This is a genomic window from Christiangramia qingdaonensis (genome assembly GCF_048381525.1).
GTDB lineage: Bacteria > Bacteroidota > Bacteroidia > Flavobacteriales > Flavobacteriaceae > Christiangramia.
Genome location: NZ_JBLWIM010000015.1, coordinates 111,411 through 137,088 on the forward strand (window position 1 = coordinate 111,411; position 25,678 = coordinate 137,088).

Below are 25,678 nucleotides of genomic sequence, written 5' to 3' on the forward strand. Positions count from 1 at the left end.
GATTTGCGGTTGCAAATATAAACCACTTTATAAATTAAACAATGCTTTTTTTGGGAAAAGTTCAGGTAAGTTTAAAAAAATAAAAACTCCCAATCGGAAGTTTTTGATTTTCAGTGTAGATACGGTTTTAGAAGTTTAGCTTTCTCTGATCAATTTTTTTTCCAGACCAACGGCAGCAACTACTAATTGGTGCAGTAAACTTGGATTTTCTTCCATTTTTTCAAAAACCTGTATATATAAATGATTGAATCTTCTTATTAATTCAAGTGTTTGAAGTGAAACACTAAAAAAGTTCCCCGATTCGCGAAGCTCTTCGATAGATTCTTTTACAGATTCAATATGAGATATTTCTTCCTCGGTACTCTGGATGTAATGTTCTTGCTGTAGCATACCACTAGTTATTTGGTTAGCCAAGGCAGGTGTATTCTAATAGATTGGGTATTCAAATATAATTTGATATTTTAATTTATCCCTGAGCCACAGCCACTTTTAGTTGAAGTATGAGAAAAAATCGGTAAGAGGTAAAATATTCCTTAATTCGAATAATATTATACATTTGTGTTTTCGGCCAGAAATATTCCAGAACATCAATCAAACTATCATTTTCCATTGCACTGCAACTCATATAATTTCATAAAATCGCGATATACAGAAGTATGAACGATTGGATAATTTACCTACTGGGATTTATTGCTCAACTACTTTTTTCAGGGAGAATGATCGCACAATGGTTGCTTTCAGAAAAGAATAAACGAGTGGTTACACCTCAATTCTTCTGGCATATTAGCTTGCTAGCATCTTTCTTATTATTCATATACGGATACCTGAGGGACGATTTTGCCATTATGCTGGGTCAGACGCTTACCTATTTCATATACATCAGGAATTTACAGTTACAGGGAGACTGGAATAAGGTAAATAGGTTTGTAAGAGTTTTTCTCTGGATTTTTCCCTTGTTCGTGGTGATCTATGGGTTTAATAACAATCAGTATGACGCTGCAGCTTTATTTAGAAATGTGGATATTCCAATGTGGTTATTGGTCGTGGGAACTGCAGGACAACTTATATTCACCCTTAGGTTTATCTATCAATGGGCTTATTCTGAAAGAAGAAAATCTTCATCCTTACCACTTGGCTTCTGGATTCTGAGTTTGCTTGGATCATCTTTGATCATCTACTATGCGATCCTTAGAGAAGACCCTGTGTTACTAGCAGGTCATAGTTTTGGTGTTATTATGTATCTTCGAAATATTTATATTCAGAAGAATGAAGTTAAAGGATAATTACTTTCTGCTTTTACTGATTGTTTGCTTCGCGATATTCTTTGTGAATCTCGATGCCATTTTTGTAAATATCATGGAAGCAAGAAATTTTGCAACGGCTCGGGAAATGATCAATCTTGATCACTGGATCTTCACGACCCTGAATAATGAACCACGCTATGAGAAACCGCCTTTACCAACGTGGTTAACTGCTATAGCCATGATGCTCTTTGGAATGAAAAACCTGATAGCCGCAAGATTACCAGCCGCAGTCATGGGAAGCATAGTAAGTATCTTTTTGTATAAACTAGGCTTCAAATTTACTAATAATAGCAAGTACGCGTTCATTAGCGGACTTATAGGCGCTACCAGTTTTTATATACTCTTTTCAGGTCGGGATGGCCAATGGGATATTCACACTCATGGCTGGATGATCATGGCGATTTATTTTTTGTTCCAGATTTTTCAGGATTCAGGAAATACCCTGAAAAATGCTGTTTTAAGCGGAATCTTTATTGGATGTTCTTTTCTAAGTAAAGGTCCGGTATCGATGTATGCGCTTCTTTTACCATTTTTGATCTCTTTTGGCTTCGTATATCAATATAAAAGTTTAAAACATTACTGGAAGCCAGTATTGCTAACAGTTAGTATCGCACTGCTAATTAGTGCTTTCTGGACGATCTATGTATATCTTCTGGATACCAGCGCGATGTCTAAGATTACTGAAAAAGAAACGGGACGCTGGTTAGATTATAACGTAAGACCATTCTATTATTACTGGAGTTTTGTGATCCAAAGTGGTATCTGGACAATTCCGAGTTTCGTGGCACTTTTATATCCCTATCTAAAGAATAAAGTTTTTGATAAGAAAGCTTATACGTTTACCCTTATCTGGACTCTTTGCGCAGTAGTCCTTCTATCTATAATACCCGAGAAGAAGTCCAGGTATTTACTTCCAGTTATGCTTCCAATGGCATTGAATACAGCCTTTTATATAGAGTACTTATTCCGTAGGTTCGATATGATTTCGAAGAAAGAATCCTGGATCGTATATTTCAATTTTGGACTGATTGCGTTGATCGGACTCTTATTTCCGCTTGCGGGATACTTTTATTTTGGTCAGCAGGTTCAGAATTTTCTCGGCTGGTATATTACGATCTCTGTGACCCTATTCACAATTGGAGTCATGATTTTATGGTATTTAAAGATTAGAAAGATCAAACCAGTTTTCTATCTTACCGTATGGTTTATTATTAGTGTCATATTCTTTGGTTTACCTATAGCTTCTAAAATTGAAAAGAACCCAGCATATCAAAGTATTTCTATTGTTGATGTTTACAGGGAGCGCATGGGTGTTAAAGTATATGAATTTAGAGGTTTTACTCCGGAAATGATATGGGAATATGGCCAGCCAATAGAAATTCTGTATGATGGAGAAAGTTATATAAAACCTGCAGAGTCTCAGTTTTTGTTACTGGCTACGGAAGAGGAGAAAGAAGAAGTGATCGAAACTTTTGAAGGTTATACTATTGAAAAAATTGAAGAGATCGATATGAATCCTGTTGGTAATAAACACAAGGAACGGTTATACAGAGATCTTTACAAAATTGACAAATTTTAAAAAAAATTCAGGCATGGTTGATTATCCTATTAAATTCAGACCAATACTTCAGGAAAAGATATGGGGCGGGAACAAGCTTCGTGATATTCTGAATAAAAAGACCGATAAGGAGAATGTAGGTGAAAGCTGGGAGATTTCCGGAGTAAAAGACTTTATATCTGAAGTTAGTAATGGTTCAGAAGAAGGAAAAAAACTAACAGATCTTATTAAGAAGTATAAAGCAGAATTAATGGGGGAGGAGATCTATAAAAGATTTGGAGATGATTTTCCGCTGCTTATCAAGTTTATTGATGCTAAGACAGATCTTTCTGTTCAACTACATCCTAATGATGCATTGGCTAAGCAAAGACATGATTCCTTTGGGAAAACCGAAATGTGGTATGTGATGCAGGCCGATGAAGGTTCTAAATTGAATATTGGTTTTAATAAGAATACCAATAAAGAAGAATATGTAAATCATCTCGAAAACAAGAAAATTCTCGATATTCTTAATTTCGAAGAAGTAGATAAAGGAGATTCGGTTTTTATAAATACCGGGAAGGTTCATGCGATAGGAGGAGGGATTTTACTTGCAGAAATTCAGCAAACTTCAGATATCACCTATAGAATATATGATTGGGATCGTGTAGATAACGAGGGTAATAGTCGTGAACTACACACAGAACTTGCGCTGGATGCTATAGACTTTGAGAAAAAAGATGATTATAAGCTGGAATATGAGCATGTAGAAAATCAATCTTCAGAAATAGCCAGCTGTGAATACTTCACTACGAACTATCTTCCGGTGAAAGGTAAACTGACAAAGAACCTTTCAAATCTGGATTCTTTTGTTATTTATATGTGTGTTTCCGGCGAAGCTAAAATTACAATCGGTTCTAATTCCGAAGAGCTTAAAGCTGGAGAATCGGTTTTAATCCCAGCAAACACAAATGAAGTGGAGATTTCCGCAGAAAGCGCAGAACTTCTGGAGGTCTATATCAAATAGATTCCAGAAGTTCTGAAAATATCAAAAATTGAGAATATTGTCTATTTCCTTTAGTTCTTCTGTACTAAAATGAATATTCCTGATAGCTTTCAGGTTGTCCTCTAACTGAGACTTTCTACTAACACCAACTAAGACAGACGTTACTCTTTCATCTTTTAGAAGCCATGCTACAGCCATTTGCGCAAGACTTTGTTCACGTTTTTCAGCTAACTCGTTCAGCTGCTGAATTTGTGAAACAACTTCTTCTGTAATTTGTGATTTATCCAGATAACTACCTTCTTTAGCAGCTCTTGAATTCTTCGGAATGCCATTAAGATATTTGCCGGTTAGAATCCCTTGTTCAAGAGGAGAAAAAACTATACTGCCAAGTCCGTTTTGTTCCAGCGTATCCATTAATCCGTTTTCAACCCAACGATCGATCATATTGTAACGGGGCTGATGAATTATAAATGGCGTTTTAAGCTCCTTCAGAATCTTGGCAGCTTTCGCTGTGTCTTCAGCATTATATTGTGAAATACCAACGTATAAAGCTTTTCCATCTCTTACGATTTGGTCCAGAGCACCCATGGTTTCTTCCAAAGGGGTTTCCGGGTCTGGCCTGTGATGATAAAAGATATCTACATAATCAAGACCCATTCTTTGCAGGGATTGATCTAAACTCGCGATCAGGTACTTTCTGGAACCAAAATTTCCATATGGTCCGGGCCACATATCCCATCCAGCTTTGGAAGAAATGATTAGCTCATCTCTGTATTGCTTAAAATCCTGTTTAAAGAATTTTCCAAAGTTACTTTCGGCAGAACCGTACGGCGGGCCGTAATTGTTAGCCAGGTCAAAATGCGTAATTCCATTATCAAATGCGGTATGAAGTATTTCCCGCGCATTATCCTGGTCATCATTATCTCCGAAATTATGCCAGAGACCTAAGGAAAGTAAAGGCAACTTTAAACCACTTTTACCACATCTTCTATACTCCATAATATCATATCGGGAGTCTGCTGCTTTATAATTACTCATATTATGATTTTCCCGGCAATTTAGAGATTTACCGGGCAATGCTAAACATTATGCAACTAATTAATTTCTGACGAAAGATAGATATCCGGAATTGCCCTCAGCATTTTCCTCCAGCTTTAAGTTTATCTCAGCACTATTAGCAGAGATGACATCATAAGCATTGGTAAGATCTCCCAGTTTTCCATTAGGGGTGAAAAAGATCATAAAATCGAGATCATTGGAGGGATCAAATTCGGTTCCGTTATCATTGGAGACTCTCCAGGTTCCATTAAAAGATCCCAGGTTAGAATCTGCAATCAGTTCATTCGAACTTTGAAAAATAAATGTATAATTTTTAAGATCATCGGTCTTATTCTGACCGTTTTCAGTAAAACTGGTGATTCGCCATTCAGAATTCAGTAAAATCTCATTTAGAGCGATCATTTCTGTTTCTACCAATTCCATATCATCATTGTCTGTGTCGCAGGATACGATAAAAAACATAGCGAAAATTAATAACAAACAGTTCAATCTTTTCATAGGGTGGGGATTTTTTTGTTCGGTTTAAACGTAAAGTTATAAAGAGAAATAGAATAAATTAAGATATATTTAAGAATTAACATTTATAGTCAATTACTACATATTCAGCTGAATAGCCGTCAAATTTTTAAGGAGGTCAAAAATTTTAGGATTTCAGTTATAATTTTAAGATACCGGATTTACTTCAATGTTTAGTCTAATTCGTACGCATAGCTAATCTTAACAAAGCCTTAGGCTAAAGCATACGCATTGTACCCTAATTTTGCTGTTTAGTTTTCGAATCAGTTAAAGCAAATTTATTAAGGACGATGAACCTGGTTAATATTTCCAAAGAAGAGAATTGTTATAAGATCAAAAGTGTCAAATATGTAAAGGTGTTTGGAGCAACTTTGTATAGTTATGACAAACTATTTGTGAAAGAAACAGAATCAGCTCAATGGATAAATCAGAATACAAAAAAGAAAGCTACACAAGCTGAATCTTTCAAATTAAATAAATGGTTGAAAGACCATCGAAAATTTATCGAAAAAGGCTGATTTCTTAATTTTAATGACGAAGGCGTCAGTCTTGAAGCTCAATTAAGCTAAAATTAGCCTAAAGTTTGAGGTATTGTTTAGTCAGACGTTCAATTTCCGATAACTTTAAAATTGATTAACCAATCAAATTAATTAAAATGAGTAGTAAGAAAAAGAATTTTGCGCGGTTTGGAATGGCTGCGAAAGGTGCAGTTTATTGCCTAATCGGAGTATTAACGGCTATGGCTGCGTTTGGTCAGGGCGGACAAAAATCGGGAAGTAAGGGTGCACTGCAATATTTAGCACAACAGTCATACGGGCAGGTTTTACTTGTAGTTATGGGAATCGGACTTCTTGGATATGTATTTTGGAGAATGTACCAGGTATTTTATAACCCAGGAGAGTTTGAAGACAATCTAAAAGGTTATGGAAAGCGGATAGGATATTTTATTAGCGGACTCATCTATGGTGGTTTGGCTTATTACTCTTTCAAATTGGCTTTCGGTAGTAGTAGTTCAGGTGGTTCTGGCGGAATGATGGGTGGAATCATGTCTGGTTCTAACGGAGATACGATCGCTATCATTATTGGTATAGGTATGGCGATAAAAGCTATCTATGACTTGTATCGGGCATACTCTGGAAGATTCCGAGAGGAAGTGGAAGAAGCAGGAATGGATCAAAAAGAGCAGAAGTTGCTTATTAATGCCGGTAAATTTGGACATACCGCCAGAGGACTAGTTTTAGGTCTTATGGCTTATTTAACATTAAAGTCCGGACTTTCCAGTGGTAGCAATGTTAAAACTCAAACCGATGCATTTAGTTATATTCAGGCAGAATTTGGTTCGGTTGCATTAGGTATAGTTGCCATAGGTCTGGTAGGTTATGGAGTTTATATGCTAATAAAAGCAAAATATCCTTCTATTACTGTAGCCAGTCTTAGATAGAAGCAATATTAGATATAAAAGAAGCCTGCTAATTTAGCGGGCTTTTTTTATGAGTGATTTTATCTGATACCTTACTGATCTCGATTGATTACTCAATAAAACACCGTTTTTTCAGGTCAATCATAAGAAAATAGTTGTAAAGAGATCTACAAATGGATTATGCCGGATGATGCTTAAAGCGCCTGATAATAAACATTTATGCAATACCTAAAAATTTAAGTGTTTGATCTCGTGATACCTCAAGCAAGCTTTAATACACTCCTTTAGTTCATAGATAGGTATTTCCAGATCTAAATTAAGAATAATAGCTCTGTTTCCTTCAAATCTCAATTTTGGTTCGTATAATAATCGAAAAGTTTCAATCAACCTGCTGGAGCATTGAAAATAGAGTGCATATTGTTCGGGATTTTTTGATTTCCAGTCTATTCTTAGCGTACTTCCAATATTACTCCTGAAAGCGGGTTCGCTCCACTTTAAATTAAGATCTAGCTTGACAACACCTTGAGTTTCCTGAGCAGTTTGAATGATCAGTTCACGTAAGTATTAGAGTCTCTTTTTGGGCACCTTAGGATAAGCTTCAAAAGCAGCTTTAAATTCATGAGAGGTATGAATCTCTATTTTCGTTTGCACTTCAGAATAGCTTAGGTGATAAGCTTCTAAATTAACTATTTTTTTAGTCAGTTGTGCTGAAGATAAAGTAGATCGCCAATTTTCTTTACTGAAATTATGGATCCTAAGATTAGAGAATTTTGTTCTGAAGGACTGTTTGGATTATACCAGAAGAGCAATTGGTTAATGAATGCCTGTAAGGTATAATGATCTATCAGATTCTGAATAGAACGAGCCTGGAAAAAGCACAGAAGAAACCAGAAATGAAAAAAGCCTGTCAATCATAAGATTAACAGGCTTTAGTCGGGGTGGCAGGATTCGAACCTGCGGCCTCCTGCTCCCAAAGCAGGCGCGATAACCGGGCTACGCTACACCCCGAAAGGTCAATTGTGTTTTTAGTCTTTTCCGTTCCAAACTATCTTAAAAGATATCCGGGAAGCGGAGGAAATTTATTCCAATTTTCCGGTCGAAAAGAGAATAAAAGAACCACAGACTAAGAATCTAGCGGAGAGTATGAGATTCGAACTCATGCGACAATTGCTCGTCGACAGTTTAGCAAACTGCTCCATTAACCACTCTGGCAACTCTCCATTTATTTAAGAACTTCGCAAGTAATTTTGCGGTTGCAAATCTAAGTTTTACTTACGTACCAACCAAACCTTTTTTATTTTTTTGAAAGAAAATTTAAGCTAAAATTGAGCTGCTTCCCTTAAACTACTTGACTTCAATTAAATAGCCGAAATAATATTATTGAAACTTTTCTGAATATAAAAAGTTGTGCAAATTTTTGATAGCCTTCTCATGATTTCGAACAAAAGGATTCTTATTATCCCAAACATATCCTGCAAGTACAGAACAAATTTGCATTTTAATGTTTTCACTCGCATTATCAGTAAAAAATATATCCTGTAATCTTCCTGTATACCATTCTTTTACATAGGTGGCGAAAACATTAATAGCCTTTTGTATATGCTCAGTATACTCTTTATCCCAGTTTATAATTTCTCCAGACAATTGCCTTGCCACTAGTTTTGCACTTAATAATCCGCTTTCTGTCGCAAATGCAACCCCGGAAGAAAATACCGGATCGAGAAATTCAGCTGAATTTCCAGCCAGCGCAAAACCATCCCCATGTAAATGCTGAACATTCTTGGATATACCAGATAGTTTTACAGGCTCAAACAAGTATTCCTGCTTTGAGAACCGATCTTTGTAAAAATCGCACTGACCCAGCATTTGCTTAAACATTTCACTTCTTGATCCTGAGAATGTATTGAACCAGTCGTTTTCTCCTACAAAGCCTAAACTTGTATTCCCATTAGAAAAAGGAATATACCAGAACCACGCACCCCTAGTAATGATCTCGAAGGTAATTTGAGTTCCTTCCTTACCTGGAGGTCGGTTATCTTCCTTTATGTGAGTGAATATGGAGGAATGATCATAAATTTTTGCGGGAGCTTCCAGTTTAAGCAGTCCGGCTAGGACTCGTCCATTTCCACTGGCATCAATTATAAATCTGGAAGTAATGTTGCTTAGAACGGCTTTCGGGTCTTTAGATTCTATAGTCCATAGCTTGTTTTCCCATTTCGCAGAAACCACTTCAGCTCCAAAATTGATCTTCACGCCCCTTTTCTGAATACTTTCTGCAAGTTTCAGGTCGAAATCGGCTCTGGGTACCTGCCAGGTCCAGTCCCAGCCTTCCCCGAACTTTTTACTAAAATCGAATTCAGCGATTTTCCCATTTTTAACGAAACGGGCGCCTGTCTTTTTCTGGTAATTTTGTTCCTGCAGGTCTTCGAGTAATCCGGCTTCAGAAAAATTATCCATACAGCGGGGGATCAAACTTTCCCCAATGGTAAACCTTGGAAAAAACTGCTTTTCCAGCACCAATACAGAAACACCGGTTTTCTCCAGGTAACCTGCTGCAACCATACCAGCCGGTCCCGCACCAATAATTACAACGTCATATTCTTTTTTATCCATAATCTGTCAATACAAAGCTAATGGAAAATATGCTTCAGTAGAATTCACCAAAATAAAAAGCTCTGCCAGTTACGGCAGAGCCTTCGTGAGATATAAGCAATCGATCATGCCAATTGGCAGATCTATTGGACTAATGTATCCTATTGAAATTAATTTTAATAGCTGATTCTTCAATGCTAACTGTTTAATAACTTCAGCAATAATTTGATAAAATTCTGGAGAGGTTAAGTTCATAATTATGAAATTATCAATACTTCAAATTTATCCCGCGATTCATACCATATGCAGCTTTCCCACTAAAAATATTACATTTGTCCAGAGCACAATCTTTATATAATCCTGAAATCAAGCAGCTACTTATGATCAACCTGGAGAAGGAACTTACACTCTCAGAATTTCAACAAGTTGTTTTTCAGAGAATAAGGGTGGAATTAGGTGCTAAAGCCAGAGACAGGATTATTCAAAGTCATCAATTTCTTGAGAAATTTTCGCGAAATAAGATCATTTATGGAGTAAATACCGGGTTTGGACCTATGGCTCAGTACCGGGTTGCGGAAGAAGATTCTGTCAAACTCCAGTTGAACCTCATAAGAAGTCATGCTACGGGCGCAGGAGCTGTACTTTCAGAAGTTGACGTGCGGGCATTGATGTTAGCCAGGCTTAATACTCTTAGCTTAGGTAAATCTGGTATTGATATTTCTGTTGCCGAAGTTCTAATCCAATTGATCAATTTAGAAATTACACCTTTGATTTTTGAACATGGTGGAGTAGGAGCTTCAGGCGATCTCGTACAATTGGCACATCTCGCGCTGGTACTTATTGGCGAAGGCGAAGTTTTCTACGAAGGTAAGCGCAGAAATACTGAAGAAGTTTTCAGAGAAAAGAATATTCAGCCGGCCAAAATTACGATTAGAGAAGGGCTGGCGATCATGAATGGAACTTCTGCAATGACTGGGCTTGGCTTGGTCAACGTTGTTTACGCAAAACAATTGCTGGACTGGTCGGTTTTTTGCTCTTCTGTGATCAATGAAATCGTAGAAGCTTATGATGACCATCTTTCCGATGAATTAAACCGTGCAAAACTTCATAAGGGTCAGCAGCAAATTGCCGAGCTTATGCGAAATCACTTAAAGGACTCCGGCCTCACAAGATCCCGAAAGGAAGAACTTTATAATACCGATCATGCAAAAACGGAGTTGTTCAAAGAAAAAGTTCAGGAATATTATAGTTTAAGATGCGTTCCACAAGTTCTTGGCCCTGTAATGGATACTCTTTCACATAGTACTAAAATTTTACTGGAAGAGGTAAATTCTGCTAATGATAATCCAATTATCGACGTAAAGACCGAGCAGGTTTACCATGGAGGTAATTTCCATGGTGATTATATTTCTCTGGAAATGGATAAACTTAGGCTGGTAATGACCAAAACATCCATGCTTGCTGAAAGGCAGATCAACTATTTACTGAATCCAAAACTAAATGACATTTTACCGGCTTTTGTCAATGCTTCGAAATTAGGTTTGAACTTTGGAATGCAGGGTGCACAGTTTCCAGCGGTTTCGACTACTGCTGAAAATCAAATGCTTTCCAATTCCATGTACGTTCATAGTATACCTAATAATAATGACAATCAGGATATTGTGAGTATGGGAGCAAATTCTGCAATGATGACGCGTAAGGTGATCGATAACTGCTACGAGGTTTTAGCTACTGAAATGGCAACGATCCTTCAGGCGCTTTACATACTTCAATATGATGATCGTTTATCTTCAGCGACTACCTTGAAAATTAAGGATCTTAAAATGATTTTTCCGCAGATAAAAGAAGACAGAGTTCTATATAAAGACATTCAGAATTTAAAGTTATATCTCAAAACTCATCAGGCTTATGACTAAGAAAAGATTTGCTTTGGTAACCGGCGGTTCTCGCGGAATTGGAAAAGCGATTTGTCTAGCGCTGGCTAAAGATCATAAACTCAATATTCTATTGAATTACAGGTATAATGAGGAGGCGGCTCAGGTGGTCAAACGGGAAATTGAATCATTGAACGTTTCCTGTGAACTTCTAAAATTTGATGTTGCAAATCCTTCGGAAGTTTCAGAGAAGATGAGTACGTGGAAATCTGAGAATAAGGATTCCAGTATTGATGTTCTGGTGAACAATGCTGGTATCAGCGACGACGGACTTTTTATTTTTATGTCTGAGAATAGCTGGAATTCGGTTTTAGATACTAGTTTGCAGGGATTTTATCATGTGACCCAGAGCGTTCTGAAGGATATGTTGAGAGCTAGAAGCGGAAGGATCATTAATATGGTTTCACTTTCAGGTTTAAAGGGAAACGCGGGACAGGTAAATTATTCAGCAGCAAAAGGAGCTGTTATTGCGGCTACAAAAGCACTTGCTCAGGAAATTGGAAAAAGGAAAGTAACGGTAAATGCCGTCGCTCCCGGATTTATTAATACTGAAATGACCGCAGATTTTGATGCTGAAAAGTTTAAAGAACTAATTCCATTAAATCGATTTGGAGATCCGGAAGAAGTCGCTAACCTGGTAAGTTTTCTGGCATCTGATAGATCTTCGTATATCACCGGCGAAGTGATCAATATTAATGGCGGACTCTACTCTTAATCATGGCTACTTGGAAAGGGAAATCCCGGGGAACTTTACTTGGCTTCAGGATCTATGTAAAAATCATTAAAAGCTTCGGACTGATCGCGGCTTATTTCGTACTCCTATTCGTTGCCGCCTATTTTATCCTCTTCTCTTTTTCTTCAACCCGCAGCACCTATTATCTCTTCAGAAAAAGGCTTGGGTATTCTCCATTAAGCTCGGCTTTTAATGTATATCGCAGTTATTATACCTTCGGAAGAATACAACTAGACAGGATTGCCATCACCAATGGACTAAAGAACAAGTTTACTTTTGAATTCGATGGCGTTAAATATATAGAATCATTGCTGAAGCAGAAGAAAGGCGGAATACTGCTCACAGCACATATTGGTAATTTTAATCTTGCCAAGCATTTCTTTGAGGAACGTCATGCAGATGCAGTTGTAAATCTGGTAGTAACTGATTTTGAACATCAACAGATTAAGCATTACCTGCAATCTGTCACTGGAGATACAGAGGTGAAAGTGATCGTGATGAAGGATGATCTAAGTCATGTATTCGCGATGAAAAAAGCATTGGATCATAATGAATTACTGGTTTTAGCAGCAGACAGATTTATGGAGCATTCGAGTACTTTGGAAGCTAATTTCCTTGGAGAAATGGTGAAATTTCCGGAGGGTCCTTTCAAACTTGCCGCCAGGAATAAAATTCCAGTTTTGTTCGTACATCTAATGCGAGAAAAGAATTTCCACTATCATTTTTTTGCTCGACCTTATAAAGCTAGCAGCTACACGAAGAAAGAAATTTTAAAATCTTATCTTGACGATCTAGAAAGAATGGTGAGAATATATCCTCACCAATGGTATAATTATTATGATTACTGGAACGATTTCAGTTAGCTATGGCAGAAAACTTATTACATCATCCTATACGTTCAGCAGAAGAAATTTCTAATCTCATTCCTCAAAAGAAACCTTTTGTATTCGTGGACACTTTATTTGAATACACAGAGCTTACTGGTGTAACAGGGTTTACAGTCCCGAAAGACAGTCTCATGCTCGATAAAGGTAAATTATCTGAGAGCGGTCTTATTGAACATATGGCTCAAAGTATGTCCTTGCATCGTGGATATCAGGGTTCTCTCAGCGGGAATACGAAGCCAAAAACAGGTTTTATAGGTGTGATTAAAACTGTTGAAATTCTTGGGCAGCCTATGGTTGGAGAGAGTATTACCACCTATGTGGAGATTTTGCATGAGATCATGAACGTGACCTCGGTCTCTGCCCGAACCGAAAATGACAGGGGAGAGGTGATCGCTTTGTCTGAAATGAAAACGGTAACCGTCGATTAATGTCCACAACATTTACTCATACCACAAAACTGAAAGTAAAGTTTCATGAATGCGATCCTCTAAAAATCGTCTGGCATGGAAACTATCTTAAATATTTTGAGGAAGGACGAGAGGATTTCTGCAATTCTCATGGTATTTCTTATCTCGATGCTGAAAGAAATGGTTATGCAACACCTATAGTTTCATCAAGTTGTGAGCATAAAAAACCTTTGGCTTATGGAGATCAGTTTACAGTTGAAACAAGTTTTGAAAATGCTGCTTCAGCAAAAATGATTTTTAATTATAAGATCTTTAAAAATGAGGCCTTGATCTGTACAGGAAGAACCGTACAGGTTTTTTTAGATCGAAATAAAGAACTCTCGCTTATAAACCCCGAGTTCTATCAAGCCTGGAAATCAAAAATGAACTTGTAAAATGCAGCAAGTTTTTTTAAAATCTGATAGCATAATTTCTCCTTTGGGTTTTGGTACTTTGGCCAATCTAGGGGAATTGAGATTGCAAAATTCAGCTTTGAAACTTCAAAAGCCTACTTCAAAGTATCAGGCTGGATATTACGCAGGGATTCTTGAAGAAGAATTCATTGATCGTAGTTTTTCCTTGATCGGTCATTGTGATGATTACACAAAGCTGGAAAAAATGCTGATTCTGGCCATAAAGGATGTGATCGATAAAGAAACAATGGTAGATCCTTTAAGTACAGGGCTGGTGATTGCCACGACCAAGGGAAACATCGATCTATTAAATTCTAATAAATTTGGAAGAAACCGGGTTGAACTTTGGAAAATGGCACAGGTAGTTGCCGACTTTTTCGGATTTAAACAAAAACCAATCGTGGTATCAAATGCATGTATTTCCGGAGGTCTGGCTATTAAAACTGCAGCAGATTTTATTAAGTCAGGGAAGTTTAAAAACGCCATAGTAGCAGCGGGCGACCTGGTTTCAGAATTTGTATTATCTGGTTTTCAATCATTCCAGGCGATGAGCGCGAAGGCATGCAAACCATTTGATGCCGAAAGAAACGGAATCAGTCTCGGTGAAGCTGCTGCAGCAGTATTTATTGATGGGCAAACATCACAGGAACAAAAAGTGGAATTTGTTCATGCTGTTACTACCAATGATGCAAATCATATTTCCGGTCCTAGTAGGGATGGTGAAGGTTTGTACCAGGCAATTACCAGACTGAAGCATTTTACAGGTATAGCTTCCGAAGAAATTGACGCTATTTCAGCTCATGGAACGGCGACCATGTATAATGATGAAATGGAAGCTATAGCATTCGATAGATCCAATCTCAACGATATTCCATTGCATAGCTTAAAAGGCTATTTCGGGCATACCTTAGGCGCTTCAGCCTTGATCGAATCCATAATGCTTAAACATAGTTTACTCAATGATGAACTTATCATTTCGAAGAATTTCGAAAGCTCAGGTGTTTCTACATCCTTGAATATTACTACGGAAGCTATTCAAAAAGAACTTAATATCGCATTAAAAACAGCATCAGGTTTTGGAGGCTGTAATATTGCCATGCTTTTCAGAAAAACGAAAGCTCATGTCTGAAGATCACTCAATTAAGTTCATCAGAATTAAGGACAATAGTATCATATCTTCTGAAGGTTTGTTGTTTGAAACAAAAAAGGATATAGCGCCCGCTAAATTCATGAGTCAGTCGTATAAATTCTTCGGAATGAATTATTCCAAGTTCTTCAAAATGGATGGACTTAGTAAAGCAGGTATTATTGCTACAGAATTACTTTCAGAAAAGATCAAAATTGAGAACAATACCGGCCTGATATTTTCAAATTCCAGTTCGAGCCTGGATACAGATCTTCGTTTTCAGGAAAGTATGGAGGATTTCGCTTCACCTTCTGTCTTTGTATATACGTTGCCAAATATCGTGCTGGGAGAAATAAGTATCAGACATTCAATTCAGTCTGAAAATGCTTTTTTTATTACTGAAAAATTCGATCCGGAACTAATGCTGGATTATGCTGAAATACAACTTAAGAATTTAGCTTGCGAAAATGTGCTTTGTGGCTGGCTAAACTTGCACAATAATGAATATGATGTATTTTTGTGGCACGTCGCCGGTCTTGAAGATCTGCAATCTCAACGGGGACAGTTGCCGAAAATCTACGCTACTACACATGAGTGACCTACATACCGAGCTAAAAAAAAGCATAATAGAACAACTTAATCTGGAGGACATGGAACCTTCAGAAATTGAAAATGGCGAAGCCCTGTTTGGAGATGGACTGGGACTTGATAGCATTGACGCCCTGGAATTAATAGTATTGCTTGAAAAAGATTATGGAATTAAGCTGACCGATCCCAACCAGGGAAAGGAAATATTTGCTTCAGTAAATACCATGGCTAGTTTTATTGAGAAACATCGTACAAAGTAATTTATGAAAACTGTAGTCGTAACCGGGATGGGCATTGTTTCTGCCATTGGCTCGAGCGTAACGGCTAATCTTCATTCTTTACAAAGTAATGTTCACGGATTATCAAAACCCGCTATCCTAAAAACAAAACATCAATTTCCTGTTGGCGAGATCAAACTTTCCAATGCTGAATTACTGGACGAATTAAATCTCTCTGCTAACTCCGGGATCACCCGTGCTTCCTTACTCGGGATAAAAGCTATTACTGAAATATTTGAAAATATAGATATAGAACCTGATCCAGAAAATACAGCTTTTGTATCTGGAACCAGTGTGGGAGGAATCGATAAAACCGAGGAATATTTCGATCAATTTGACGAAAATGTTGCTTTAAGAACTTATATACAAGCGCAACATCCAGGTTATACCACCCAAAAGATCGCGGAATATTTTGGGATTAAAGAACATATTACGACCATCAGTACTGCCTGTTCCTCTTCTGCAAATGCTATCATGAACGGGGCAAGGTTGATTCAGTCGGGTAGATTCAGTAAAGTGATCGTGGGAGGAAGTGATTGTCTCACAAAATTCACACTCAATGGCTTTAATTCTCTTCGAATTTTATCAGAAAAACCAGCCAGGCCATTCGATATAAATAGAAATGGACTCAACCTTGGGGAAGCAGCTGCATATCTGGTTCTTGAAGCTGAAAGTAACAGTTCTGGCCAGAAAGTAATAGCCAAAGTCTCAGGAGCGGGTAATGCAAACGATGCTTATCACCAAACTGCCTCTTCAGAAAATGGGGAAGGCGCTTACAAAGCGATGACCGCTGCATTAAGATCGGCAAATTTAAATGCTTCCCAGATCGATTATATCAATGCTCACGGTACCGGAACACAGAATAATGATCTCGCCGAAACCAATGCTTTGAAGCGTGTTTTCGCACAGAATGAAGTTCCTGACTTCAGCTCTACTAAAGTTTTTACTGGTCACACTTTAGGAGCCGCTGGAGCAGTAGAGGCTATTTATTCTATATTGTCGTTACAGAATCAGCAGCTTTTTGCCAACCTCAATTTTCAGGATATGATGGAAAACGGTTTGGTTCCGATTACTCAAAAGAAACACCGCAAACTGGATCACGTAATGTCGAATTCTTTCGGATTCGGTGGTAACTGCACCTCTCTAATCTTCAGTAAGCATGCGTAGCTTTTACATCAACAGTGTTTCCACCATTACAGCGCAGCCGGAAGATTTCCTGACTTCTGAAGAAGTGCTGGAAGCGCAGGGAAATATCTTAAATGCCAGTGCACGCAATTATAAGGAATTGATTAAACCCATGATGCTGCGAAGAATGTCTAAAGCAGTGAAAATGGGGATCTACAGTGCAGTGCAAGCGCTTTCCAGGTCTGGTATTAAAAGTCCCGATGCGATTCTTGTTGGCACAGGTCAGGGTTGTATGCAGGATACCGAAAAGTTCATGCAACAAATAGAGGAAAGTGAGGAGCAGTTACTCACACCTACATCTTTTATACAATCCACTCACAATACAGTGAGTGGACAGATCGCTCTTTTTCTGAAATGCACTGGTTATAATATGACTTACACTCAAAATTCAGTGAGCTTTGAAAGTTGCCTACTGGATGCGCAAATGCAGTTTGAGCTCGATCCTGAAATTCAGAATTTGATCATTGGCGCCGTAGATGAAACTTCAGTGAAATTTACCGGTTTTCAAAAGCTTGACTGTCAAATTAAAGAAGAGGAAATTACAAATACAGACCTACTAAACTCCAATACTCCGGGAACCATAATTTCTGAAAGTTCTGCTTTTTTCAGTATTTCCAGGGAAAAAAGTTCAGGTTCACTGGCAGTTTGTAGCGCGGTTAAAATTTTTAATGAGGTCCAGTCTGATGAAATTGAAGAAAAAGTAATTGAATTTCTGCATGAAAATGAGCTAATACTGGAGCATATAGACGCAATCGTTCTTGGGAACAATGGAGATATCAGGTTTGATATTTATTATCAAAAACTACAGCAAGGTATTTTTAGTAATGTTCCACAGCTTGGCTACAAATCACTTACCGGAGATAACAATTCTATTTCTGCTATTGGTTGTGCACTGGGCGTTTCTATCCTTCAACATCAACTAATTCCGAAGAAATTCAGGTTAAATTCAAAGTCGGCTTCAACTTTCAACCGAATTTTGGTCTATAACCAATATCTTGGTAGAAATCACGGATTCATCTTACTGGAAAGTCTTGAAATATAAAATACTTCGAATCATCTTCAGCTTTATACTGCTTGGAAGCGTTCTGGGTGCTCTAAATGGGTACTGGTCTGGATGGTTTATTCTGCTGGTGGCCATGATATACATTAGCACGATCCTTATACTGTCCACAAATATTCGCCTTAATTTCTTTCAGAATTCGATACATTCTGCAGTGGAAAAGGATGGAATAGGACTAAGTTTTGATGATGGTCCGCATCCAAATACTTTAAAGATCCTGGATATTCTGGATGAATTCGAGGTAAAGGCATTGTTCTTTTGCATTGGTAAAAATATAGAGGAACATCCTGAAATCTATCGGGAAATCATAAATAGAGGTCATGTGGTGGGTAATCATACCTTCTCACATTCACGAAAATTCGGTTTTCTCTCAACTCGCGCGGTCATTTCTGAAATTCAGCAATGTGACCGCATTGCCACCGAAGTAGCTGGGTTAAAAACGAAATTATTCAGGCCACCATTTGGAGTTATCAATCCCAAGGTTTCCAGGGCAATTCTGGCTACCGGTCATGTCACCATAGGTTGGAGTGTACGACCTTATGACGCGATCACCAACTCTCCGGATAAGATCTATAAGCGAATTATAAAAGATCTTAAAGCCGGAGATTTAATACTTTTACACGATAACATCCCTCAAAGCGGCAAAGTGTTGGAACAGTTATTGGTATTTTTGAAGCAGAAAAAATTAAAGGCAATCAGGCCAGATCACTTACTTGATATCGATGCGTATTCTTAAATTCATTTTTATACTATTTAGTTGCCAGCTGTTCGCTCAGAATGCGCCATTCTCTACTTCGGAAGCTAAAGCTTTCAAAGAGTCGGTTTCCAGTAAAGCTGAGACCATAGAAAATCTTCAGGCAGATTTCAGGCAGCTGAAGTTTATGAATACCATGGAAAAGACCGTAGAAAGTGATGGTCATATCTGGTATGTTTCTCCTGGGAAGCTTAAGTGGTCTTATACTTCTCCCTATAATTATCAGCTGCTGTTCAAAGATTCCAGTTTGTATATCATTGAGGATGGTAAGACCAGGAAATTGAATATAGGAAACAGCGAACTTTTCGAAAAAATGGGAGAATTGGTTGCAGGAAGCTTTAACGGTCGTATTCTGGAAATGGATGAATTGTTTGAAACAGACTTTGCCAGGGATGGAAAATTTGTAAAAGCTACGGTTACTCCAAAGGACGAGAATTTAGCTGAAATGTTCTCTGAGATATTGATTTTTTTTAATACTGAAAAGTATATTGAAAAAGTGAAGCTTATGGAACCTTCAGGTGATTATACCGAAATTAAAATGAGTAATTTTAAGACCAATCAGAAGATACCTGCTTCGGTATTCCAACATAAATAAAAAGGTTTGAAAGATTTTTATACTGTTACCAAGTCTGTAAAAGATAATGATACCACGCAAACAAGCCTGAAGGTCAATGCGGAGCATGAACTTTACAATGGACATTTTCCCGGAAGACCGGTAACCCCGGGAGTTGTGCTCATGCAGTTATTTAAGGAGGAAGCAGAAAGAATTTCTGAAGAAAACCTTAGTCTTAAGAGAGCTAGTAATGTGAAATTTACTGCTGTTTTTGATCCTACAGATAATGATGAGCTTATTCTAGAATCAAAATTGGAAAAGCAGGGAGCTTACTACGAGCTTAAAGGAATCGCAAAAAGTGAAACCGGTATTATTACTAAGATCAATGCGCTTTACGAGGTGATATAAATTTGTACTGGCGCAGGCCAATACTCTTTATTTAAATGATATTTTTGCATTAAAGCCAATAATTTGGGTACAATGCCTATTCTTCAAGAGCGTTTTGATGCATTAAGTTGCTGTGTTATTGTTCCTACTTACAACAATGATCATTCGCTTCGTAGTTTCCTAACCGAATTAGTTACTTATACCAGCAATATTATCGTCATTAACGATGGATCGACGGATGCCACCAATGAGATTTTGAAGGATTTTGAATTCCTCGATATTGTGTTGCATGATATAAACAGAGGTAAAGGTATTGCTTTAAAAACAGGTTTTAAAAGAGCTGAGGAGAAAGCTTACGAGTATGCGATCACGATAGATTCAGATGGGCAGCATTATCCTGCAGATCTGGAGAAGTTTCTGGTAGAACTCGAAAACAGGAAAATCGGCGATCCAGAACTATTGCTAGTGGGTGATCGAAATATGACGCAGGCCGGAATCCCGGGGCAAAGTAGCAAGGGCAATAGATTTTCCAGTTTCTGGTATTTGGTAGTGACCGCTCAGGAATTAAAGGATACTCAAAGTGGTTACCGACTGTATCCCGTTCGACTTATTAATTCTTTAAAATTGATCACCTGGAAATTTGAATTAGAGATCGAGGTCCTGGTAAAGTCGGCATGGAAAAAAGTTGAAGTAAAAAATATACCTATAAGGGTTCACTACGATCCAGGAGAGCGGGTGACTCATTTTCGTCCATTCTGGGATATTGTACGTATCGTGTTTTTATACATGTATTTTGTATTGATCAGTTTCTTTTACATCCATCCAAGGAATAAGTATCGTGAATTCAAGCAAAAAGGTATAAGCAGATTTTTTAGAGAGGATATTATTAGAGATCAGGATTCTCCTGAAAGAAAAGCAGCTGCCATCGCGTTGGGAATATTTGTAGGAATCTCACCATTTTGGGGTTTGCATACCTTACTTGTATTTACATTAGCAGCCCTACTTAAAGTCAATAAGGCTATAGCCTTTTTATTTAGCAATATAAGCATACCGCCTTTTATTCCGTTGATTCTCTATTTAAGTTATCAGTTAGGGAATTTTCTTCTGGGGAATGGTTTTGACTGGCAGTTGAGTCTGGAGAATTTTGATTCAGGAAAAGATCTTTTCGTTGGATTAACTCAGTATTTAATTGGTAGTATAGTTCTGGCAATTGTAAGCGCAGTAATTTCCTGGACCATATTTTACTGTCTGTTCTCTATTCTAAAATCTAAACAACCAGCAAATAATTAATGTCTAGATTTTTTCTGAAAATTCATGAATTCTTGAATGGGCATAGAAGCCTGGCGTTGACCATAGCAGTTCTGTATCTTGGCCTCATGTCCTTTCTCGCTACATGCATTCAGTTAGAAGAGGATATTACCAAACTAGTACCGTCAGGAAATGATCAGGATCTGTTGAAAACCATTCTGGAAGAATCGAAATTTTCAGATAAGATCATTTTTCGGGTGCAGGCTGAAGAGAGTAAAGATCGGGATAGCCTGGTGGCTTATGCCAACGAAATATCTGAGTTCTTAAACTCAGAGCTTTCAGAATATGTTGCTGGTGTCAAAGGAAAAATTCCGGAACAGGACATCAAACAGATCTATAATTTCGTTCAGTCTAATTTACCAATCTTTTTAAATGAACAGGATTACACTATAATTAATGATAAGACAGATGCAGACAGTATAGCCTTAAGTATCGAATCTGGATACAAGCAATTGATTTCACCCACTGGGTTTGTGACTAAAAATTATTTTCTCTCAGATCCTCTTAATATTACGAGTCTTGGTTTGGCACGTTTGCAGGAATTGCAGGTTGGAGACCAGTACGTGCTATATCAGAACTATATTATGACTAAGGATCAAAAGAATATCTTATTCTTTATAGATCCAGTCTATCCTGCTTCAGAATCGAACAGGAATAAGGAATTCACATCAAAACTGGAAGCTAAAATTGCTTCGCTAAATGCTCGATACGATACTATCACAGGAAATTATTTCGGCGGACTCCGTTATTCGGTAGCCAATGCAGAGCAAATTAAACAGGATATTCGAACTACTGTAATGATCGCGATTACGGTATTGCTCATTCTACTGGTGGTCTACTACAGGAAATTTTATGTTCCAATTTTGCTATTTCTACCCAGTATTTTTGCCGGTCTCACGGCTGTAGCCATTCTTTATATTTTACAGGGTTCAGTTTCGGCTATAAGCCTGGGAATTGGTGCGATTCTTCTGGGTATTACGCTGGATTATTCCTTGCATATTTCAACGCATCTTCGAAATAGTTCAGATATCGATAAGCTGTATAAAGATATTTCGAAGCCAGTCATTATGAGCAGTCTCACTACGGCGATCGCATTTATGTGCCTGATTTTTGTAAAAAGTGAAGCGTTGCGTGATCTAGGGATCTTTGCAAGTTTAAGTGTGTTATTCTCTTCTTTCTTCACACTTGTGCTTATTCCTTTTCTATATAAACCAGGGAATATTTCTGCAAAGACAACGATTCTGGACAGAATATCAAGTCTGGATTATTCCAGAATTAAACCTTTGGTATACTTGATATCAGGATTATTTGTAGTTTCTCTTTTCTTCTTCAGTAAAGTTGAATTTAATGAAGACTTATCAGAACTTAACTATCAGCCGGAAAATATCAAAAAGGTAGAATTAGAGCTGGAAGGACTTGCTGGACGATCTGGAAAAACAATTTTACTGGTGGCTTACGGAAACTCACTGGATGAAGCCCTGTACAGAAATAACCAATTATATCAGGATCTTAAAAGGTTCGAAAGTGAAGGTGATATTGAAAACTTCAGTAGTATAGGTGGAGTAGTGCTTTCTACCGAAACCCAGGAATCTCGTATCGAACAATGGAACAGCTTCTGGACTCCTGAAAAACAGGATTTGGTAAAGAATAATATTCAAAAGACTTCAGAAAACTTTGGATTTAAATCGAATAGTTTTAGCAATTTCGATCAAGTGCTTGATAAAAATTATTCAAGTATAGGACTCAAGGATTATGAGTTGGCCGGTTCCCTCTATATGCAGGACTTCGTATCTAATAATTCTGAAATTTCGACGGTCTCAAGCAGTGTTAATTTACCTGAAGATAAGGTTGAAAGTTTTATTAGCTACTTCGAAAATGTTCCAGGAGTTGTAGCTTTGGACAGAAAAGCGATCAACCAGAACTTTTTAGGAGATCTTAAAGCCGACTTTAATATCCTTATTCTCGCTTCTATAGTAGCAGTTTTTCTGGTACTCCTGGTATTCTACCAGAATTTGCTTCTAAGTGTGATCACTTTGCTACCCATCGCGATCACTTGGATCTGTGCACTGGGAATCATGTATTTCTTCAGGATAGAATTCAATATTTTAAATATCATTATTTCGAGTTTTATCTTTGGGCTCGGGCTTGATTACAGCATTTTTATAACTAATTCGTGTCTTCGAGAATATGAAACTGGTAAGTCTGAATTAAAGACCTATCAGGCATCCATCATTCTGTCGGTTTTAACAACGTTGCTGGGAATAGGTGCTTTGGTTTTCGCTAAACATCCGGCTCTGAAATCCATTTCCATTGTTTCAATTATCGGAGTCCTTACGGCGGTTTCGGTAAGTTTTATACTTCAGCGTAGTTTGTTCCGAAAATTGATCTTTCAGCAATTTGGTTCATTATCCTTCAGAAGAAATAAGAAAAACTTTATTTCTGAAAAACTCTATCATAAAGAAGCAATTCTGAAGCATTATCGCTATCACACAACTTATTCTGAAGCTAAAGCTGAATTCAGGCAACAGAGAGAAAAGTTTCTAAAGATATCACGTTATCTTGCTGAAGTGGATGATATTCTTGTTCTGAATTCTGGAATAGGGATCTTACCTTTATTTATTAAGATCAAATATCCTCAAACCGAAGTATACAGCCTGGAATTGGATGAATCAAAAAGAGTAGCGGCAAGGAATGCTTATAGATTGCGAAATGATAAAATCCATATTCTTGAGAGTGCTAAGGAACTTCCTTTGCTTAATAATTATATAATCCAGGGAAATATTCAAGATTCATCATTACTCAAAGATCTTTCTAAACGTGCAGAAATGATGGTGTTTCTGGATTCTGAAATGAAAACTCGCTGGTTGCTCGATCAAAATTTTGAACTTACGTATCGACAGAATGATATTCTAATCTATCGTAAACTGACTTAGATGAATAAGTGTATTCTACATATTCTCATTATAATAGTTTTTAGTTCCTGCGGAATTAAAAAGTCCATGGAGCATAAACCAGATCTTAGCGGTTTCGAAGAAATTGATACCACAAGAATCAAACATTCAGATAATCTGTACAGTTTGGGTAATAACCAGCTATACCAGAACGATCTTGGTGTATGGGAAATGTATCTTGAAGGAAATGCCCTGGAAAGGGGAGTTGCTCATGGAAGTCTTGGCCGGGAGCTCATACATCACCAGGAAAAAGCCTTTATGTCCAAGCTTGAAGAAATGGTCCCTTCAGAAAATTATCGAGGCTTTCTAAAAACTTTTGTTAGTTGGTTTAACCGAAAACTGTACCTCCATGTTTCCGAAGAATATAAACAGGAGATATATGGGGTTTCGAGGTATGGCCTGAAAAAGTATGATGATTTCGCACCTGCCTATATTCGGATGCTTTATTTTCATGGAGCTCATGATATTGGACATGCTTTACAGGATCTAATGTTGGTGGGATGCACAAGTTTTGCAGCCTGGGACGATAAAACCAGCGATGGAGAATTATTAATAGGTAGGAATTTTGATTTTTATGCAGGTGACGATTTTGGAGAACAAAAGATCGCAGCATTTGTGAAGCCCGAAGAAGGTCATAAGTTTATGATGTATACCTGGGGCGGGATGATAGGTGCATTAAGTGGAATGAACATGCAGGGAATTACTGTAACTATCAATGCCGGGAAATCCAGAATGCCGCTGGTTGCTAAAACTCCCATTAGTCTGTTGGCAAGGGAAATTTTACAATATGCCGGTACAATTGAAGAGGCAATTGCCATTGCAAAAAAACGTGAAGTATTTGTTTCAGAATCGATCATGGTGGGAAGTGGAGATGAAAAAAGAACAGTTTTGATCGAAGTATCGCCGGGTAAGTTTGGAGTATATGAAGTGGAGAATCGTGATCAACTAGTTTGTAGTAATCATTTCCAAAGTGAAGCCTATTCTCATGATAAGAAGAATAAGCTAACCCGTGAGGAAAGTCACACTCAGTACCGGTACGACCGAATGCAGCAATTGCTCGATGAGGAGGACAAATTGAATCCATTTAAGGCGGTTGAGATTCTTAGAAATCGGCGGGGTCTGGACGAGCAGTCGATTGGAATGGGCAATGAAAAAGCAATTAACCAGCTTTTAGCGCATCACGGAATTATTTTTAAACCGGCGGAAAGAAAGGTTTGGGTAAGCTCAAATCCTTACCAGATGGGAGAATTTATACATTATGATCTAAACCAGGTTTTCGCAAATTATGAGAAAGGCATTAAATCGAGCTCAGTGTCAACGAAGGAATTTAATATACCAGCAAGCAGTTTCCTTCAAACCCAGGAATATCAAGACTACGAAGCCTTTAGAGCACTAGAAAACGACGTTAAACGTGACTTGAATGGCGATAAACCTTTAAGTGAGAAGAGTGCCATACAACTTGTGCAACTTAATCCAGATTTTTGGGAGGCGTGGTATTTTGCTGGCAGGATCTATTATGAGAATAAGGAATATAAAAACGCGTTAATTCATTTTAAACAAGCCCGAAAAAGAGAAATTACGTCCATTCCAGATTTAAGGGAAGTTGAGAAGATGATCAGGAAATCTACCGGAAAAATTTAA

General features: G+C 37.7%; 25 protein-coding genes and 2 tRNA genes. 21 read left to right on the plus strand and 6 right to left on the minus strand.

Annotated elements, in window-relative coordinates; translation table 11 throughout:
• Window positions 1–135: 135 nt before the first annotated feature.
• Window positions 136–390, minus strand: a complete 255-nt coding sequence (locus ACNI3T_RS11830; protein ID WP_418227984.1) for a hypothetical protein — start codon at window positions 388–390, stop codon at window positions 136–138.
• A gap of 266 nt (window positions 391–656) precedes the next feature.
• On the opposite strand from ACNI3T_RS11830, the gene ACNI3T_RS11835 reads away from it, so the two are divergent.
• Genes ACNI3T_RS11835 through ACNI3T_RS11845 form a run of 3 tightly spaced genes read left to right on the plus strand, consistent with a single transcriptional unit; the run spans window position 657 to window position 3,868 of the window.
• Complete coding sequence (locus ACNI3T_RS11835; protein ID WP_418227985.1) at window positions 657–1,283, plus strand: lipid-A-disaccharide synthase N-terminal domain-containing protein; 627 nt, start codon at window positions 657–659, stop codon at window positions 1,281–1,283.
• The gene (locus ACNI3T_RS11840; protein ID WP_418227986.1) at window positions 1,267–2,883 is read left to right on the plus strand and encodes an ArnT family glycosyltransferase; all 1,617 of its coding nucleotides are present in this window, start codon (window positions 1,267–1,269) and stop codon (window positions 2,881–2,883) included. Before ACNI3T_RS11835 ends, ACNI3T_RS11840 begins: the two co-directional genes overlap by 17 nt.
• A 13-nt stretch (window positions 2,884–2,896) precedes the next feature.
• Window positions 2,897–3,868, plus strand: coding sequence for a type I phosphomannose isomerase catalytic subunit (locus ACNI3T_RS11845; RefSeq protein WP_418227987.1), 972 nt, complete (start codon window positions 2,897–2,899; stop codon window positions 3,866–3,868).
• Window positions 3,869–3,889: 21 nt separating this feature from the next.
• Here the strand turns inward: ACNI3T_RS11845 and mgrA are convergent, their stop codons facing one another.
• Together mgrA and ACNI3T_RS11855 are read right to left on the minus strand one after the other, a co-directional pair.
• The gene (mgrA, locus tag ACNI3T_RS11850) at window positions 3,890–4,885 is read right to left on the minus strand and encodes an L-glyceraldehyde 3-phosphate reductase (protein ID WP_418227988.1); all 996 of its coding nucleotides are present in this window, start codon (window positions 4,883–4,885) and stop codon (window positions 3,890–3,892) included.
• A gap of 60 nt (window positions 4,886–4,945) precedes the next feature.
• Complete coding sequence (locus ACNI3T_RS11855; protein ID WP_418227989.1) at window positions 4,946–5,404, minus strand: hypothetical protein; 459 nt, start codon at window positions 5,402–5,404, stop codon at window positions 4,946–4,948.
• A gap of 308 nt (window positions 5,405–5,712) precedes the next feature.
• Between ACNI3T_RS11855 and ACNI3T_RS11860 the strand changes: the two genes are divergently transcribed.
• Together ACNI3T_RS11860 and ACNI3T_RS11865 are read left to right on the plus strand one after the other, a co-directional pair.
• Window positions 5,713–5,940 (plus strand): hypothetical protein, encoded by a 228-nt coding sequence (locus tag ACNI3T_RS11860; RefSeq protein ID WP_418227990.1) that lies wholly within the window; start codon window positions 5,713–5,715, stop codon window positions 5,938–5,940.
• A gap of 137 nt (window positions 5,941–6,077) precedes the next feature.
• Complete coding sequence (locus ACNI3T_RS11865) at window positions 6,078–6,863, plus strand: DUF1206 domain-containing protein (RefSeq protein WP_418227991.1); 786 nt, start codon at window positions 6,078–6,080, stop codon at window positions 6,861–6,863.
• A gap of 912 nt (window positions 6,864–7,775) precedes the next feature.
• On the opposite strand, the gene ACNI3T_RS11870 is transcribed toward ACNI3T_RS11865, so the two are convergent.
• The 3 genes from ACNI3T_RS11870 to ACNI3T_RS11880 all read right to left on the minus strand — a co-directional run bounded on the left by ACNI3T_RS11870 (window position 7,776) and on the right by ACNI3T_RS11880 (window position 9,455).
• Window positions 7,776–7,850: transfer RNA gene (locus ACNI3T_RS11870), tRNA-Pro, on the minus strand.
• A 127-nt stretch (window positions 7,851–7,977) separates the two neighbouring features.
• Window positions 7,978–8,062 (minus strand) — tRNA-Ser (locus ACNI3T_RS11875).
• 157 nt (window positions 8,063–8,219) lie between these two features.
• On the minus strand, window positions 8,220–9,455 hold the full coding sequence (locus tag ACNI3T_RS11880; RefSeq protein WP_418227992.1) for an NAD(P)/FAD-dependent oxidoreductase: 1,236 nt from the start codon (window positions 9,453–9,455) through the stop codon (window positions 8,220–8,222).
• 359 nt (window positions 9,456–9,814) lie between these two features.
• On the opposite strand from ACNI3T_RS11880, the gene flxA reads away from it, so the two are divergent.
• The 16 genes from flxA to ACNI3T_RS11960 all read left to right on the plus strand — a co-directional run bounded on the left by flxA (window position 9,815) and on the right by ACNI3T_RS11960 (window position 25,678).
• Window positions 9,815–11,350 carry a flexirubin biosynthesis tyrosine ammonia-lyase FlxA gene (flxA, locus tag ACNI3T_RS11885; protein ID WP_418228302.1) on the plus strand — a complete coding sequence of 512 codons (1,536 nt, stop codon included), beginning with the start codon at window positions 9,815–9,817 and terminating at the stop codon, window positions 11,348–11,350.
• Window positions 11,343–12,083, plus strand: a complete 741-nt coding sequence (gene flxB / locus ACNI3T_RS11890) for a flexirubin biosynthesis SDR family reductase FlxB (protein ID WP_418227993.1) — start codon at window positions 11,343–11,345, stop codon at window positions 12,081–12,083. Before flxA ends, flxB begins: the two co-directional genes overlap by 8 nt.
• A 2-nt stretch (window positions 12,084–12,085) precedes the next feature.
• Window positions 12,086–12,964 (plus strand): LpxL/LpxP family acyltransferase, encoded by an 879-nt coding sequence (locus tag ACNI3T_RS11895; protein WP_418227994.1) that lies wholly within the window; start codon window positions 12,086–12,088, stop codon window positions 12,962–12,964.
• A 2-nt stretch (window positions 12,965–12,966) separates the two neighbouring features.
• Window positions 12,967–13,416, plus strand: coding sequence for a hotdog family protein (locus ACNI3T_RS11900; RefSeq protein ID WP_418227995.1), 450 nt, complete (start codon window positions 12,967–12,969; stop codon window positions 13,414–13,416).
• On the plus strand, window positions 13,416–13,829 hold the full coding sequence (locus ACNI3T_RS11905; protein WP_418227996.1) for an acyl-CoA thioesterase: 414 nt from the start codon (window positions 13,416–13,418) through the stop codon (window positions 13,827–13,829). Before ACNI3T_RS11900 ends, ACNI3T_RS11905 begins: the two co-directional genes overlap by 1 nt.
• 1 nt (window position 13,830) lies before the next feature.
• Window positions 13,831–14,976: a beta-ketoacyl synthase N-terminal-like domain-containing protein gene (locus tag ACNI3T_RS11910; RefSeq protein ID WP_418227997.1), complete on the plus strand. Its 1,146-nt coding sequence runs from the start codon at window positions 13,831–13,833 to the stop codon at window positions 14,974–14,976.
• On the plus strand, window positions 14,969–15,571 hold the full coding sequence (locus ACNI3T_RS11915; protein ID WP_418227998.1) for a 3-oxoacyl-ACP synthase: 603 nt from the start codon (window positions 14,969–14,971) through the stop codon (window positions 15,569–15,571). Before ACNI3T_RS11910 ends, ACNI3T_RS11915 begins: the two co-directional genes overlap by 8 nt.
• Window positions 15,564–15,821, plus strand: coding sequence for a phosphopantetheine-binding protein (locus tag ACNI3T_RS11920; protein WP_418227999.1), 258 nt, complete (start codon window positions 15,564–15,566; stop codon window positions 15,819–15,821). Before ACNI3T_RS11915 ends, ACNI3T_RS11920 begins: the two co-directional genes overlap by 8 nt.
• A 3-nt stretch (window positions 15,822–15,824) precedes the next feature.
• Window positions 15,825–17,006 carry a beta-ketoacyl-[acyl-carrier-protein] synthase family protein gene (locus ACNI3T_RS11925; protein ID WP_418228000.1) on the plus strand — a complete coding sequence of 394 codons (1,182 nt, stop codon included), beginning with the start codon at window positions 15,825–15,827 and terminating at the stop codon, window positions 17,004–17,006.
• The gene (locus tag ACNI3T_RS11930; RefSeq protein WP_418228001.1) at window positions 16,999–18,066 is read left to right on the plus strand and encodes a beta-ketoacyl synthase chain length factor; all 1,068 of its coding nucleotides are present in this window, start codon (window positions 16,999–17,001) and stop codon (window positions 18,064–18,066) included. Before ACNI3T_RS11925 ends, ACNI3T_RS11930 begins: the two co-directional genes overlap by 8 nt.
• Window positions 18,056–18,820, plus strand: a complete 765-nt coding sequence (locus tag ACNI3T_RS11935) for a polysaccharide deacetylase family protein (RefSeq protein WP_418228002.1) — start codon at window positions 18,056–18,058, stop codon at window positions 18,818–18,820. The genes ACNI3T_RS11930 and ACNI3T_RS11935 overlap by 11 nt, the downstream gene beginning before the upstream one ends.
• On the plus strand, window positions 18,807–19,433 hold the full coding sequence (lolA2, locus tag ACNI3T_RS11940) for a flexirubin biosynthesis/transport protein LolA2 (RefSeq protein ID WP_418228003.1): 627 nt from the start codon (window positions 18,807–18,809) through the stop codon (window positions 19,431–19,433). Before ACNI3T_RS11935 ends, lolA2 begins: the two co-directional genes overlap by 14 nt.
• Window positions 19,434–19,439: 6 nt before the next feature.
• Window positions 19,440–19,799 (plus strand): ApeI family dehydratase, encoded by a 360-nt coding sequence (locus ACNI3T_RS11945; RefSeq protein WP_418228004.1) that lies wholly within the window; start codon window positions 19,440–19,442, stop codon window positions 19,797–19,799.
• A 72-nt stretch (window positions 19,800–19,871) separates the two neighbouring features.
• On the plus strand, window positions 19,872–21,068 hold the full coding sequence (locus ACNI3T_RS11950; RefSeq protein ID WP_418228005.1) for a DUF2062 domain-containing protein: 1,197 nt from the start codon (window positions 19,872–19,874) through the stop codon (window positions 21,066–21,068).
• Complete coding sequence (locus ACNI3T_RS11955; protein ID WP_418228006.1) at window positions 21,068–24,019, plus strand: MMPL family transporter; 2,952 nt, start codon at window positions 21,068–21,070, stop codon at window positions 24,017–24,019. The genes ACNI3T_RS11950 and ACNI3T_RS11955 overlap by 1 nt, the downstream gene beginning before the upstream one ends.
• Window positions 24,020–25,678, plus strand: a complete 1,659-nt coding sequence (locus tag ACNI3T_RS11960) for a C45 family autoproteolytic acyltransferase/hydolase (RefSeq protein ID WP_418228007.1) — start codon at window positions 24,020–24,022, stop codon at window positions 25,676–25,678.

Coding starts and splice junctions, on each gene's coding strand:
- ACNI3T_RS11845 (WP_418227987.1), top strand. CDS start 2,897: ATGGTTGATTATCCTATTAAATTCAGACCAATACTTCAGGAAAAGATA.
- flxA (WP_418228302.1), top strand. CDS start 9,815: ATGATCAACCTGGAGAAGGAACTTACACTCTCAGAATTTCAACAAGTT.
- ACNI3T_RS11830 (WP_418227984.1), bottom strand. CDS start 390: ATGCTACAGCAAGAACATTACATCCAGAGTACCGAGGAAGAAATATCT.
- ACNI3T_RS11860 (WP_418227990.1), top strand. CDS start 5,713: ATGAACCTGGTTAATATTTCCAAAGAAGAGAATTGTTATAAGATCAAA.
- ACNI3T_RS11855 (WP_418227989.1), bottom strand. CDS start 5,404: ATGAAAAGATTGAACTGTTTGTTATTAATTTTCGCTATGTTTTTTATC.
- ACNI3T_RS11915 (WP_418227998.1), top strand. CDS start 14,969: ATGTCTGAAGATCACTCAATTAAGTTCATCAGAATTAAGGACAATAGT.
- ACNI3T_RS11865 (WP_418227991.1), top strand. CDS start 6,078: ATGAGTAGTAAGAAAAAGAATTTTGCGCGGTTTGGAATGGCTGCGAAA.
- ACNI3T_RS11910 (WP_418227997.1), top strand. CDS start 13,831: ATGCAGCAAGTTTTTTTAAAATCTGATAGCATAATTTCTCCTTTGGGT.
- ACNI3T_RS11955 (WP_418228006.1), top strand. CDS start 21,068: ATGTCTAGATTTTTTCTGAAAATTCATGAATTCTTGAATGGGCATAGA.
- ACNI3T_RS11840 (WP_418227986.1), top strand. CDS start 1,267: ATGAAGTTAAAGGATAATTACTTTCTGCTTTTACTGATTGTTTGCTTC.
- ACNI3T_RS11835 (WP_418227985.1), top strand. CDS start 657: ATGAACGATTGGATAATTTACCTACTGGGATTTATTGCTCAACTACTT.
- ACNI3T_RS11900 (WP_418227995.1), top strand. CDS start 12,967: ATGGCAGAAAACTTATTACATCATCCTATACGTTCAGCAGAAGAAATT.
- ACNI3T_RS11880 (WP_418227992.1), bottom strand. CDS start 9,455: ATGGATAAAAAAGAATATGACGTTGTAATTATTGGTGCGGGACCGGCT.
- ACNI3T_RS11925 (WP_418228000.1), top strand. CDS start 15,825: ATGAAAACTGTAGTCGTAACCGGGATGGGCATTGTTTCTGCCATTGGC.
- ACNI3T_RS11930 (WP_418228001.1), top strand. CDS start 16,999: ATGCGTAGCTTTTACATCAACAGTGTTTCCACCATTACAGCGCAGCCG.
- mgrA (WP_418227988.1), bottom strand. CDS start 4,885: ATGAGTAATTATAAAGCAGCAGACTCCCGATATGATATTATGGAGTAT.
- flxB (WP_418227993.1), top strand. CDS start 11,343: ATGACTAAGAAAAGATTTGCTTTGGTAACCGGCGGTTCTCGCGGAATT.
- ACNI3T_RS11895 (WP_418227994.1), top strand. CDS start 12,086: ATGGCTACTTGGAAAGGGAAATCCCGGGGAACTTTACTTGGCTTCAGG.
- ACNI3T_RS11920 (WP_418227999.1), top strand. CDS start 15,564: ATGAGTGACCTACATACCGAGCTAAAAAAAAGCATAATAGAACAACTT.
- ACNI3T_RS11905 (WP_418227996.1), top strand. CDS start 13,416: ATGTCCACAACATTTACTCATACCACAAAACTGAAAGTAAAGTTTCAT.
- ACNI3T_RS11960 (WP_418228007.1), top strand. CDS start 24,020: ATGAATAAGTGTATTCTACATATTCTCATTATAATAGTTTTTAGTTCC.
- lolA2 (WP_418228003.1), top strand. CDS start 18,807: ATGCGTATTCTTAAATTCATTTTTATACTATTTAGTTGCCAGCTGTTC.
- ACNI3T_RS11950 (WP_418228005.1), top strand. CDS start 19,872: ATGCCTATTCTTCAAGAGCGTTTTGATGCATTAAGTTGCTGTGTTATT.